The organism is Corynebacterium sp. MSK218, assembly GCF_030232655.1.
Classification (GTDB): Bacteria; Actinomycetota; Actinomycetes; order Mycobacteriales; family Mycobacteriaceae; genus Corynebacterium.
The window spans coordinates 135,843-148,035 of the sequence record NZ_JASPGN010000004.1 but is presented as its reverse complement, the minus strand read 5'-3'; the positions used below and the strand labels follow the sequence as shown (position 1 = coordinate 148,035).

The 12,193-nt window shown below is 60.8% G+C and carries 10 protein-coding genes and 1 pseudogene; 3 read left to right on the top strand and 8 right to left on the bottom strand.

All coding sequences use genetic code 11. The features are described from left to right. Both QP922_RS04775 and QP922_RS04770 read left to right on the top strand, forming a co-directional pair. Positions 1 to 312 (top strand): annotated as a pseudogene (locus QP922_RS04775) (HtaA domain-containing protein); the annotation flags it as partial. A 169-nt stretch (positions 313 to 481) separates the two neighbouring features. Next, positions 482 to 1,123, top strand: coding sequence for a biliverdin-producing heme oxygenase (locus QP922_RS04770; RefSeq protein WP_042531665.1), 642 nt, complete (start codon positions 482 to 484; stop codon positions 1,121 to 1,123). A gap of 189 nt (positions 1,124 to 1,312) precedes the next feature. Here the strand turns inward: QP922_RS04770 and glnA are convergent, their stop codons facing one another. Continuing rightward, complete coding sequence (gene glnA, locus QP922_RS04765; protein WP_284808132.1) at positions 1,313 to 2,746, bottom strand: type I glutamate--ammonia ligase; 1,434 nt, start codon at positions 2,744 to 2,746, stop codon at positions 1,313 to 1,315. A gap of 128 nt (positions 2,747 to 2,874) precedes the next feature. Here glnA and QP922_RS04760 point away from each other — a divergent pair, with 128 nt between their 5' ends. Then, positions 2,875 to 3,309 carry an RDD family protein gene (locus QP922_RS04760; RefSeq protein WP_284808131.1) on the top strand — a complete coding sequence of 145 codons (435 nt, stop codon included), beginning with the start codon at positions 2,875 to 2,877 and terminating at the stop codon, positions 3,307 to 3,309. A gap of 168 nt (positions 3,310 to 3,477) precedes the next feature. Here QP922_RS04760 and QP922_RS04755 read toward each other — a convergent pair whose 3' ends face one another. From QP922_RS04755 to QP922_RS04725, 7 genes are all read right to left on the bottom strand, one after another. After that, positions 3,478 to 4,263: a DUF4191 domain-containing protein gene (locus tag QP922_RS04755; RefSeq protein ID WP_284808130.1), complete on the bottom strand. Its 786-nt coding sequence runs from the start codon at positions 4,261 to 4,263 to the stop codon at positions 3,478 to 3,480. 42 nt (positions 4,264 to 4,305) lie between these two features. Next, complete coding sequence (gene lipA, locus QP922_RS04750; RefSeq protein ID WP_284808174.1) at positions 4,306 to 5,379, bottom strand: lipoyl synthase; 1,074 nt, start codon at positions 5,377 to 5,379, stop codon at positions 4,306 to 4,308. Positions 5,380 to 5,467: 88 nt separating this feature from the next. Continuing rightward, positions 5,468 to 6,286, bottom strand: coding sequence for a lipoyl(octanoyl) transferase LipB (gene lipB / locus QP922_RS04745; RefSeq protein ID WP_284808129.1), 819 nt, complete (start codon positions 6,284 to 6,286; stop codon positions 5,468 to 5,470). Positions 6,287 to 6,321: 35 nt separating this feature from the next. Further along, positions 6,322 to 6,714: a glycine cleavage system protein GcvH gene (gcvH, locus tag QP922_RS04740; protein WP_284808128.1), complete on the bottom strand. Its 393-nt coding sequence runs from the start codon at positions 6,712 to 6,714 to the stop codon at positions 6,322 to 6,324. 41 nt (positions 6,715 to 6,755) lie between these two features. Then, positions 6,756 to 7,868 carry a glycine cleavage system aminomethyltransferase GcvT gene (gcvT, locus tag QP922_RS04735; protein ID WP_284808127.1) on the bottom strand — a complete coding sequence of 371 codons (1,113 nt, stop codon included), beginning with the start codon at positions 7,866 to 7,868 and terminating at the stop codon, positions 6,756 to 6,758. Between the two features lie 4 nt (positions 7,869 to 7,872). After that, on the bottom strand, positions 7,873 to 10,737 hold the full coding sequence (gcvP, locus tag QP922_RS04730) for an aminomethyl-transferring glycine dehydrogenase (RefSeq protein WP_284808126.1): 2,865 nt from the start codon (positions 10,735 to 10,737) through the stop codon (positions 7,873 to 7,875). A gap of 73 nt (positions 10,738 to 10,810) precedes the next feature. Next, on the bottom strand, positions 10,811 to 11,959 hold the full coding sequence (locus QP922_RS04725) for an MFS transporter (protein ID WP_284808125.1): 1,149 nt from the start codon (positions 11,957 to 11,959) through the stop codon (positions 10,811 to 10,813). Between the last annotated feature and the right edge of the window lie 234 nt (positions 11,960 to 12,193).

Below are 12,193 nucleotides of genomic sequence, written 5' to 3'. Positions count from 1 at the left end.
GTTCCGTCCGAGGGGGAGAAGCCGAAGCCCCAGGTTCCGTCCGAGGGGGAGAAGCCGAAGCCCCAGGTTCCGTCCGAGGGGGAGAAGCCGAAGCCCCAGGTTCCGTCCGACGGGGAGAAGCCGAAGCCCCAGACACCTTCGGAAGATAAGAATCTTAGCTCGGGTGAGAACTCCTCTTCTAGCTCGAAGGTCACCAACTTCTGGAACTACTTCCTAGGCATTGCGACTATTGGCAGCATGATCGCAATTCTGTGGCAAGCATTTGTTAAGTCCGGTGCTTTTGACAGTGCCCGTGCCTTCTTTCAGCGATAAGCGCTAAAGCACATCGCTGACAGTTCAAGAGCGACGTAACGGGTGTGGGGTGCCGATGAAATTTGGTGCCGCACACCCACGTCGGCCTAATCCCCTTAATTTTCGATTTTGAGTTTTTCTAACCTCAACTGATTTGTAGTTTTTCTAAATAACACCGTGGAGAAGAACAGTGACTACCACTCTCAATAAACCTTTGTCCGTTGCGTTGCGAGAGGCGACTGCGCGTGCGCATGAGCATGCGGAGAATTCGGCATTCATGCAGCGCCTGTTGTCAGGGGAGCTCAATAAGTCAGCCGTGGCTGATTTGGCCGGCCAATTGTGGTTTGTATATGGAGCTCTCGAGAACGCCGTTCGCAGCGTGGCGACTACTCCCATTGCCGGTGCGGTGGCGGATCCACGGCTGGAACGTCGTCAAGCACTGGAAGCAGATCTGAAAATACTCGTTGGCGAAAACTGGAGCGAGGAGATTCGCATTCTTCCAGCGACGACGGCCTATACCGCGCGCTTAGAAAAAATAGTTAGCCAACCAGTAGAAGTGGTAGCTCATCACTACGTGCGCTATCTCGGTGATATTTCCGGTGGGCAGGTGATTGCAGCGCGTTTGGGGGCCCATTACGGAGTTCCTCCTGAGGCCCTGAACTTCTATGACTTCACTTCAATTGGAAAAATCCCGCCTTATCGCACGGGATACCGCAGGCGTGTGGATAGCCTGGAGCTTAACGTTGAACAGCGTGAAGCTATGCTCTCGGAGGCAGAGCGGGCTTTCAGCTTTAATTCGGCGATTTTCGCTGAATTGGGGCGCCTCTATTAGCCGGTGAAACCTCCCCAAAAGACTTAGCCTGCGTGGCCGGTAGCCCATGTAGTTAGTTTCAGAAGCTGCGCCATCGGCTTCCTGCGCGCCGGGCCAAACATGACACAACCCACGGAATCCGTGAAGGAAACCGTGGGTTGTGTCTTTGCGCTGAGTGCTAAAAGAAGAGGTCAGATACCCACATATCCTTTAGCAGTCGTAGTACATCTCAAACTCGAGCGGAGTCGGACGCAGACGCGACGGCGTGATTTCGTTCTCGCGCTTGTACTCGATGTAGGTCTCGATGAGGTCCTCGGAGAAGACATCGCCCTCGGTCAGGAAGTCGTTGTCCTCTTCCAGCGCGGCGAGGGAAGCCTCCAGGGAGGTCGGCGCCTGCGGGATGGAAGCAGCTTCAGCCGGCGGCAGCTCGTAGAGGTCCTTATCCACCGGGGCGTGAGGCTCGATACGATTCTTGATGCCGTCCAAGCCAGCCATCATCATGGCAGCGAAACCAAAGTACGGGTTGCCTGACGGATCTGGTGCGCGGAACTCGATGCGCTTGGCCTTCGGGTTGGAGCCGGTAATCGGAATACGGATCGCAGCCGAGCGGTTGCGCTGCGAGTACACGAGGTTAATCGGAGCCTCAAAGCCCGGAACCAGACGGTGGTAGGAGTTCAAGGTCGGGTTCGTAAACGCCAGCACGGCCGGTGCGTGGGCCAGAATGCCACCGATGTAGTAGCGAGCCATATCGGACAGGCCTGCATAGCCAGCCTCATCGTGGAACAGCGGCTTGCCGTCCTGCCAGAGAGACATGTGGGCGTGCATACCGGAACCATTGTCGCCAGCCAGCGGCTTCGGCATGAAGGTCACGGACTTGCCGTACTCGGCAGCGGTGTTTTTGATGATGTACTTGAAGGTCTGGATATCATCCGCTGCGTGGAGCAGAGAATCGAAGCGGTAGTTGATCTCGTTCTGACCGCTGCCCACCTCGTGGTGGAAACGCTCGATAGCGAAACCGGCCTTCTGCAGCTGTTCGACCATGGCATCGCGGACCTCGCCGTGCTTGTCGACAGGTGCGGTAGGGAAGTAACCGCCCTTCACGCGAGTCTTAAAGCCAGTGTTTGGCGTTCCATCAAAGTTGGTTTCGGAACCGCGGTTCCACCAGCCCTCATCGGTATCGACTTCGTAGAAGCCGTTGTGTACTTCGGTGCCGTAGCGAACGGAATCGAAGATGTAGAACTCGGCCTCAGCGCCGAAGTTGCAGGTGTCAGCGATGCCGGTGGAGGCGAGGTACTCCTCAGCCTTGCGGGCGATGTTGCGCGGGTCGCGGCTGAACGGCTCAAGCGTAAACGGATCGTGCACGAAGAACTTGATGTTCAAGGTCTTCGCGGTGCGGAAGGGATCCACGAACGCGGTTGCCGGGTCCGGCAGGAGGGTCATATCCGATTCATCAATGGTGGTGAAGCCGCGAATGGAGGAGCCGTCGAAAGCGAGGCCCTCAGCGGCCGCATCCTCAGTGAACTCATCGGCCGGAATGGAAAAATGGTGCTCGGTGCCGGGAACGTCCGTGAAGCGGATGTCAACGAACTTGACGTCCTCTTCCTTGATGTACTTGACGACGTCCTGGATTGTCTCGAAGGACACGGTAGTCTCCTGTTGGTTGACCTGTATTACTCCCGACTAGTTTACAGGTATCGACTCCACCGCCGCCGAAGGTGGGGGAGTCAGATCGAAATTTCTTGCTGCAGTGTTGGAGCGCTAGATTGGTGGGCATGGCAGACAACAAAGATGGCTTTGGGCCGGGGGAGTGGCCCGGGCAGGAACTTGGTCTCCCGAAGGAAGGTTCCGGTGCACTCGCGTCAGTAATGCGCCGCACCGGTGGAGTTCTTATTGATTGGCTTTTGGCCATGCTCATTGCCAATCTCCTTGAGCTTTACACCAGCGCGCTCGGCGGACCAGCGTTCTTGGGTTATGCGGTGTGGGCCGTTATGGGCATTGTCTGTGGCTGGCTCTTTGCCCGCACACCGGGCATGCTCATTCTTGGTATGGGCGTAGCTCGCCTCGATGAGCCGGGTAAACCCGTAGGCTTCTGGCGCGCCGCCGTTCGCACTCTGCTCACCGGTGTGCTGTTCCCCGCTGCGATGGTGGACTCGGATGGCCGTGGCCTCCACGACCGTGCAACGGGTACCGCTGTCATTATGGCTTAAGCAGCAACGTCAGCCGCTCAGTGTGGTGTCCTTTTCAAGGTCATCGCAGATGGTTCTACTGAAAAGGTTTGTTTGTGTGGCAGAGAATCTGCAATGAGAAAGGGTCTCTTCCGAGCTTGTCGGAAGAGACCCTTTTGACGTGAGCGGGGTAAGCGCAGGGCGCTTAGCTTACTTGCCGCCCTTGCGCTCTTGCATACGACGCATACGGCGGTTCATGCCGGACATGTTCTGAGCCTGGCGCGGCATCGGGCCCTTCGGCAGACCCGGGGTGGTGCCGGGCAAATCATCCATTGCCTCAATGCGGCGGATGTTGTCGTAAGTCTCGTTCTTGTTGTAGTTCCGCGGCAGCTTCATGATGTGGCTGCGCAGCTTGGAGACGGGAACTTCGTCCTCGCCATTGCCCACGAAGACTTCGTACACCGGCACACCTCCGGCCAAGCGGTCCACGCGCTTCTTCAAGCGGTTAAGGGTGGGGCCCACGCGTTTGCGGTCGCCCTCGACGACGAAGATGACGCCCGAGTTACCGATGACACGGTGGATGAGATCCTGCTGGCGGGTAGCTGCCACACCAGTCTTGACCTTCCATACCACGCCCACGGTGTTGCGCAGCTGCTGCTCCAGTGCCCAGCCGGCAGCGCCCGGTTGGTCCTCGACCTTCTTGTACATATCGCGCTCGAGGCGGCGAGTGAACAGGAACATGGCCAAGATGGCGCCGATGCCCAGACCCAGGATGAGCATGAACCACTGGCCGTTGAAGAGCATGCCGATGAGGAAGAAGAGCAATCCCATGCCCAGGAAGGCGGCCAGCATGATGGGAATGAGCGCCTTGTCCTGCTTGCGCTGCATGTTGAACGCTTGCCACATCTGTGACCAGTTCTGCTTGCGCTGAGCGCGCTTCGCCGCGCGCTCCTGCTTCTTCGCTTCCTTCAGCGATGCCTTGTCGTCGTTAGCCATGGCTCCTACTTTAAAGGTCAGAGGGTGAAAAAGAGAATCGAACTAGCGAATGGTGGACGCCGCAGAGTTCGGGTTCGTTGCACCGGCGGGGGTCTTGACCATGCGGGTGGTCACCGGGGTCTCCTCAGACGGGCCGTACTTCTCCAGCAGGGTGGAGGCCTCTTGCGCAGTAGCGCCCTGGGAGGTTTCGGCCAAGTGCTTGAGGTTCTCCGGCAGCTCGAGGCCGCGGGCCTCCATAGCCTGAACATAGAGGCGACCAGCACGGTAAGAGGAGCGGACTAGCGGACCGGACATGACGCCGCCGAAGCCGAGTTCCTTAGCCAGTTTGGAGTGCTCGACGAATTCTTCCGGGCGAACCCAACGCTCAATCGGGTGGAAGCGCGGGCCGGGGCGCAGGTACTGCGTAATCGTGATGATGTCGCAGCCCACCTCGCGCAGGTCACGCAGAGCCTCTTCGATCTCCTCAGCGGTCTCGCCCATGCCCAAGATGAGGTTGGACTTGGTGATAAGGCCAAACTCGTGGGCCTGGCGGATGACGTCGAGGGAGCGCTCGTAGCGGAAGGCCGGGCGGATGCGCTTGAAAATACGCGGCACGGTTTCGAGGTTGTGGGCAAAGACCTCGGGGCGGGCCTCGAAGACCTCTTGGAGCAGATCCGGCTTGCCGGAAAAGTCCGGGGTGAGGTTTTCCACACCGGTGTGCGGGTTAAGCTCATGGATCTTGCGGACCACCTCGGCGTAGAGCCAGGCACCTTCATCCGGCAGATCGTCGCGGGTGACGCCGGTAATCGTGGTGTAGTTGAGGTCCATCTCCTGGATGTTCTCTGCAACGCGGCGCGGCTCGTCACGGTCCAGCTCCTCCGGCTTGCCGGTGGCGATGTCACAGAAATCGCAGCGGCGGGTGCACTTATCACCGCCGATGAGGAAGGTGGCCTCGCGGGATTCCCAGCACTCGTGGATATTGGGGCAGCCGGCTTCCTGGCATACGGTGTGCAGGGAAGCGCCGGAAACGCGGGACTTCATGTCTTCGTAGCCCGGTCCGGTGCGGACTTGGTTACGAATCCAGCGTGGCTTCTGTTCGATGGGCGACTCCGCATTCTTCTTCTCAATGCGGAGCATCTTGCGTCCTTCAGGCTTTACAGTCACAAAAACTCACTTTACGCGTCGGTTAGTGCTCTTCCTAATACAATCAAAGCCGCTCGAAGCTTTATTCCACCGGGGTAGAACCTTGCTGAGCGCGGCGAGCCTGACGTGCCTTTTCGTTGGCCACCTTGATGGGATCAGGCGCCGAGGCGAAGGTGTGATCAGCTACGGTGAGCTCACCGGAGAGGGCTTTGAGGAGGGCGTCGAGAAGCGGGGCTTCCGCCTCCTCCATGGTGACCTCGCGGCCCAGCTCAAGCGAGAGCGTGGAGACGTCGGCGTCGTCGATGCCGCAGGCGACGATGTGCTCGTAGTACTCCAAGGTATTGGTGCAGTTGAGCGCCAAGCCATGCATGGTCACCCCACGGGTGATGCGAATACCCAAGGCACCGAGCTTGCGATCGCGCTTCGGGGCGGCTGGGTCGGCAGCCTGGGTGGTGGAGGGAACCCACACACCGGAGCGGCCGTCGATACGCCCGGCAGTGCTCACACCCAGCTGGCGCACGGCCTGGATGATGGCTTCCTCGAGGCGGCGGACGTAATCCACCACGTCAACAGGTTCTGCGAGCTTGATAATGGGGTAGACCACCAGCTGGCCTTCGCCATGCCAGGTGATGCGCCCGCCGCGGTCGACGTCGATGACTGGCAGGCCATTATCCGGCAGATCTTCCGGCTGCGTGCGCTTGCCGGCGGTATAAACATTGGGGTGCTCCACCACGAGGATGACATCGCCCTGCGTGCCCGCTGCCCGGGCCGCAGCGAGCTCAGCCTGGAGATCCCAGGTTTCCTGGTAGCCCATGCGGCCCAGGCGGCGGATCTCCAGTGGCTCGTCGGAGGCGCGGATGGAGCGATCAGCGGGGAAAAATGGTTCGCGGGGAGCAGTCATGGCAACCCATGGTAGTCCCCGCGAAGCTAGAACTTTTAAGCGACTCCGTTAGCGGAGGCGTACTCCTCAGCGGTCATGAGATCGCCGGCCTCGGTGACCTCAACCTCGAAGAGCCAGCCTTCACCGAAAGGATCGTTGTTGATGACGGCGTAGTCATCGTGCACGTCCTCGTTGACGGCGGTGACGGTGCCGGTGACCGGGGAGTACAGATCAGAGACGGACTTGGTGGATTCCACCTCGCCGCAGGTCTCGCCGTGCTCAACGGTGTCACCCACAGCCGGCAGTTCGGCGAAGACAACCTCGCCTAGGCGGTCGGCAGCGACGGAGGTGATACCGACGCGAACGGTGGAACCGGCGACGGAATCAGCGGTAGCGTTGACCCACTCGTGGTCCTCGGAGTAAGAGAAATCGGAAGGAAGAGTAGCCATGTGAAGGATGTCCTTTCGGTAGTTGAATTCAGAAGTGGAGTTTACTTCTCTCGCTTGTAGAAGGGGAGGGCAGAAACTTCAAAGGGGTAGCGCTTTCCGCGAATATCTACCTCGACGGCAGCTCCCGGCTCGAGACCAGCGGCGGTGTCGATGAGCGCGAGTGCTACCGGGTGTCCCAGAGTGGGGGAGGGCTGGCCGGACGTCACCGTGCCCACCTTCTGCTCGCCTACATACACCTCGGAGCCGGCGCGGGCGGCGCGGCGTTGGGAGGACACCAGGCCGGTAACAACAGCCTTGGGCCCTTCCTCGGCGCGCTGGCGCAGCACCTCAGCGCCCACGAAGTCCTGTTCCTTCTTGGCAAAGGCGCGGGCCATGCCGGCCTCGACCGGAGTGATGTCGCGGGTGAGCTCGTTGCCGTAGAGCGGCATACCGGCCTCTAGGCGCAGGGAGTCGCGCGCTGCCAAGCCGCAGGGCTTGATGCCGTATTCTTCGCCCGCCTTGAGCAGCTCTTCCCACAGTTCCGGGGCATCGGAGTTATAGACGATGAGCTCGAATCCGTCCTCGCCGGTGTAGCCGGTGCGGCAAATGAAGGCGTACTTGCGCGCAACCTTGCCGGTCATCGCGGCGTAGTAGGGCAGGAACATGACGTCCTGCTGCTTGGTGTCCTCCACCAGCGGGACGAGAATCTCTAGCGCCTTCGGACCTTGGACAGCAATCATGGCCACGTCGCGGGACTCGTTCTTGAGGTCCACGTCGAAGCCCTCAGCGCGCTCGTTGAGTGCCTCCCACACGGTGTCGGCGTTGCCGGCGTTCGGCACGACGAGGAACTTTGTCTCCTCTAGGCGGTAGGTGATGAGGTCATCCATGATGCCGCCGTCCTCGGCGCAGATCATGGAGTACTTCGCCTTGCCCTCCTTGAGAGGGACCAGGTTGGAGATGAAGCAGTAGGACAGGAACTCGGCTGCATCCGGGCCGTTGACCCAGATTTCACCCATGTGGGACAGGTCAAAGAGGCCAGCAGCATTACGTACCGCGCGGTGCTCATCCAGCTCGTTGTCGTACTTGAGCGGCATTTCCCACGGCCCGAAAGGCGTGAAGGTGGCGCCGAGCTTCTCGTGCTCAGCATGCAGCGGGGAGTGCAGGAATTCAGTCATTGATTTAATCCTCCTGGTTGTCGGTGTAGTCGAAAGCCTCCGGCGGCGGGCAGGAGCAGACGAGGTTGCGGTCACCGTAAGCCTCGTCGATGCGGCGCACCGGCGGGAAGTACTTGCCGCGGCGCAGGGAAGCCACCGGGTAGGCCGCCTGCTGGCGCGTGAAGGTGAAGTCCCATTCATCGTCCGCAACGGCCTCAGCGGTGAACGGGGCGTGGTGGATGACGGAATCCTCGTAAGTTACTTGGGCGTCGATGATCTCTTGGATCTCGGCGCGGATGGAGCGCATGGCCTCGATGAAGCGGTCCAGCTCACCCAGGTCCTCGGACTCGGTCGGCTCCACCATGAGGGTGCCAGCCACTGGGAAGGACAAGGTCGGCGCGTGGAAGCCGTAGTCCACGAGGCGCTTGGCCACGTCGGCGGCGGTGACACCGGAGGCGTCGGTAAGCTCGCGCAGGTCAAAGATGCATTCGTGTGCCACCAGACCGGCATTGCCCGTGTAGAGCACCGGGAAGGAATCCTTGAGGCTTTGTGCCAGGTAGTTCGCGCCGAGGATGGCGTGGCTCGTGGCGTCAGTCAGGCCCTGTGCACCAATCATGGCCAGGTAGGACCACGAAATGGGCAGCACGCCGGCGGAGCCGTAGCGCGTCGCTGTGGACGGCACGCCGCTGCCATCCTGCGCGGGCTGGGACGGGTCAAGCTGCGGATCGTTGGCGTCGGTCGGCAGGAAGGGCACCAAGTGCTTGGCGACGCCCACCGGGCCCACACCCGGGCCACCTCCACCATGCGGGATGGTGAAGGTCTTGTGCAGATTGAGGTGGGACACATCGCCACCGAAAGCACCCGGACGGGCCCAACCGGCCAGCGCGTTCATGTTCGCGCCGTCGATGTACACCTGGCCGCCGGCCGCGTGAACCTTGTCGCAGACCTCGCGTACCTCCGGGTCAAAGACGCCGTGAGTGGAGGGGTAAGTAATCATGATGCCGGCGATGTGCTCGCCGTGCTGCTCAATCTTGGCGTCAAGGTCGGCGACGTCAATGGAGCCGTCATCCGCAGTTTTGACCACGACGACGCGCAGGTTAGCCAAGGTGGCCGATGCCGCGTTGGTGCCGTGCGCAGAAGCCGGGATGAGGATGACATCGCGGCCGTTATCGCCGTTGGCCACGTGGTAGCGGCGGATGGCCAGCAGGCCAGCCAACTCACCCTGGGAGCCAGCGTTGGGCTGGATAGACACCTGGGCATAACCGGTGATTTCAGACAGCCACGCCTCCAGCTCCTCAATGAGTGCGCGCCAACCTGCGGTGGTCTCTTCCGGGGCAAAGGGGTGAATGCCGGCGAACTCCGGCCAAGAGATGGGCTCCATGGCGGAGGTGGGGTTGAGTTTCATCGTGCACGAGCCCAGCGGGATCATCGTGCGGTCGAGTGCGAGGTCCTTGTCCGCCAAGGTGCGCAGGTAACGCAGCATCTGGGTCTCGGAGTGGATGGAGTTGAAGATCTCGTGCTGCAGCGGGGCCTCGGCACGCTGGAGGGAGTTTGGAATCTCGAAGGAGCCAGACGCGGCTGGCTCAGATTCGGAAGAAGCCTCAGCGCCGAAGGCAGCGGCAAGGACGGTCACGTCCTCGCTGGTAGCGGATTCACCGAAGGAGACCGCTACCTTGTCCGAACCAATGGCGCGAACCAGGTAGCCCTGCTCCTGCAACTGGGACTTGATGGCGGCGGCATCGACACCGGTGACGGTGACGGTATCGAAGAAGTCGCGCGAGACAATCTCCTTGCCGGCGCCGCTTACTGCGGCGGCGAAAGCAGAAGCGTGGTTGTGGACGCGCTGCGCGATGTCCTTGAGTCCCTCCGGTCCGTGGTAGACCGCGTACATGGAGGCCACGTTGGCCAGCAGAGCCTGTGCAGTACAGATATTAGAGGTCGCGCGCTCGCGGCGAATGTGCTGCTCACGGGTCTGGAGAGCGAGGCGGTAAGCAGGGCGACCGGCAGCGTCCTTAGACACGCCCACAATGCGGCCCGGCATCTGGCGCTTGAGCTTCTCCGTGACGGCCATGAAAGCTGCGTGCGGGCCGCCGAAGAAGAGGGGCACACCGAAGCGTTGGGAGGAGCCGAGGACAACGTCCGCGCCCATCTCGCCCGGGGCCTCCAACAGGAGCAGGGAGAGCGGGTCCGCCACTACGGCAGCCAAGGCGCCGCGGGTGTGCAGCTCTTCAATGGCCGCGCGTGGATCCACGATGTCACCTTCGGTGCCCGTGTAGGCCAGGATGGCGCCGACAAGATCCTCGCCCACGATGCCGTCGCGGACATCGGCGATCTCGACCTCGAGCTCAATGGCGCGGGCGCGCTCAGCAGCCACGGCAAGGACCTGTGGGTGCAGGCGGGAATCCAGCAGAACGCGTCGGCCCTTCTTCACTGCACGCGCCATGAGGCCAACGGCTTCGGCGGTGGCGGAGGCTTCGTCGAGAAGCGAGGCGTTTGCGATGGGCAGGCCGGTGAGAGACTCAATCATCGTCTGGAAATTGAGCAAAGCCTCCAGGCGCCCCTGGGAAATCTCCGGCTGATAGGGCGTGTACGCGGTGTACCAGCCGGCATCTTCCAACAGGCCGCGGCGAATGACCGCCGGGGTGAGAGTATCGGAATATCCTTGGCCGTAGAAAGACTTCAGCACGACATTCTGAGAGGCATACTCGCGCAGCTTGGCCTGGGCATCGTCCTCACTCAACGCATCCGGGAGGTGGAGAGCCTCAGCGGCGCGAATAGTGGTGGGGAGGGCGGCATCGACAAGCGCCTCAACGCTGTCGTAGCCCACGGCCTTGAGCATCGTCGCGCGCTCGGCCTCATCAGGTCCGAGGTGGCGAGAGATGAAATCCATGTGTTTGAACTCCTTAGTGGCGTTAGTCAGTGTGGCCTAAACCGCCCTCAAGTATAAAGCGTGGCCTATGGCATTAATTCTGACTACCCCTGGCTGTGAGATGAAGCCATGCGGCGGTGAGAATGGCGACGCTCAGACCAATCACAAAAGCGGTGGCATTGCCCACGGCAGGGCCCAAAAGGGAGAGGATGAAGGGTGCAAAGAACCCAAGGTAGGTCAGTGAATAGAACACCCCCGTTGCCGCGCCAAGCTCATCAGAGTCTGCGATTGCTTGGGTCTCGGCGAGTCCGCTGAGCATTCCAATTCCGTAGGAACAGCCCATCGCGATGCCGGCCACGGGCAGCAGATACACGGCCCACCTCTGGTGTGCGGATGCCACGATGATAAGGCACAAGGCCATTCCCAAGGCAGCCAGGAGCATTCCGTGTACAGGAGTAAGAGTCACCCGTCCGGCGACCTGCTGGATAATGACTCCGCTTCCCATCGTCAGCATGGCAAGCAGTCCGGCTACCAGGATAGGGCGGTGCAGATGTTCGCTTAACTGAGCTGGAAGAAACACAAACGCGGTGGTGGGCGTTCCAAAGACCCAGGGCGCATAAACGGCTACGCGAAGATAGCGCGGCGTGAGCACACTGCGCGGAAACAAGGCGCGGCGGGTGGAAGGAGCATTCTTGTGCTCCGGCACAGTCCACACAAGAGGAACAACTACGAGCGCCAAGCCAATGTGAAAGAGATAGGGCACGACTGTGGGCCACGGCAGAAACTGTGCGCACACACCGCCGACACCAGGTGCAAGAGCGAAGCCGGCAGACAAGGCGATGGAGGAGCGCTTGGCGCCGACAGTAAGGCGCGTGCTCAGCTCTTTGATCCAAGCGGCACCGGAGGACATCGCGAGACCAACCGCGGTTCCAGCGCACAGGCGACCAATCAGCAGGGGCAGGAAAGCGCCTTCAAAACCCAGCAGAAAAATAAGTGAGCCCGCTGTGGTGGTTAGCACGGCTGGGCGCATGATGGCGCGCCTGCCCAGCGAATCAGACAGGGGGCCGCCGAGAAAAAGCGCCACCATGATGCCGAGGGCATAGACTCCGAACAGGAAGGTTGTGTGCAGAACCCCTAAGTCGGTGGTGACTTGGTAAACCACCACCATGGGGGCGAAGAGGTTGGCGCCGCAAGCAACAAGGAACATGCCGAGGGCTACTCGGAACCACTTCTGAGAAATCATGCGGACCAGTCTAGTGTGCTGAATCACAGTGCAGTGGCTTAACGACGGAGTCAGGTGCGTGCGGTAGGCGCAAAACTGACAAAGATTCCTCATCCGCTTGCAGGATCGGTGCCGACTTTTGGCAGATCGGCGGGGTGCTAGCGCTCGTGCCTATCGGCGAGGGTGGGAACAGCACTGCTGTGTGGTACTGCAGGAAGCCTGCGCAGTGTCGCGGGGAGAAAAGTAGACAAAACG